This is a genomic window from Micromonospora sp. DSM 43699, assembly GCF_055517075.1.
Genome location: NZ_JBTMMT010000241.1, coordinates 1 through 427, shown reverse-complemented (window position 1 = coordinate 427; position 427 = coordinate 1). Strand labels below are relative to the sequence as shown.

General features: G+C 72.8%; 1 protein-coding gene. It reads right to left on the bottom strand.

From position 1 onward, the window contains the following. Positions 1–143: 143 nt before the first annotated feature. Positions 144–427: hypothetical protein (locus AC0AIB_RS31445; RefSeq protein WP_465098119.1), on the bottom strand; the 284-nt coding region annotated here is incomplete at its 5' end.

Sequence of the window (427 nt, the reverse complement as noted above, 5' to 3'; positions counted from 1 at the left end):
AGCGGTTTGATCGGGCCCGGCCCGTCCTCGTACGCGCCCATGGCGTACATCCCCAGGTCGTTGACCGCGTCCACCACCGTGGCGTCGACGATCGGGTGGAACGCCAGCAGATGCCGGGTCGGTACGACGACGAGCGCCCCGGCCTACGGCAGGTCGTGGCCCGTCAGGGTGCGGGCCAGGTCGCCCAGGACGAGCGCCTTGCTCGCCACGAAGTGGGAGTCGCCGTACACCGAGTGCAGGAGCGCGCCCGACGGCGTACGGATCTCCTCGTGTGCCACCGGCTCGGCCAGCAGGTTCGCCCGGCCCGCCGCCTTCAGCGCGTCGAGGCCCGCGCGCTCGACGTCCGCGTCGGTCAGCATCCGTACGGTGTCGGGGGCGTCCAGGGCGAGCGCCGTGGCGATCTCGACGACCTGCTGCTGGGCGACGC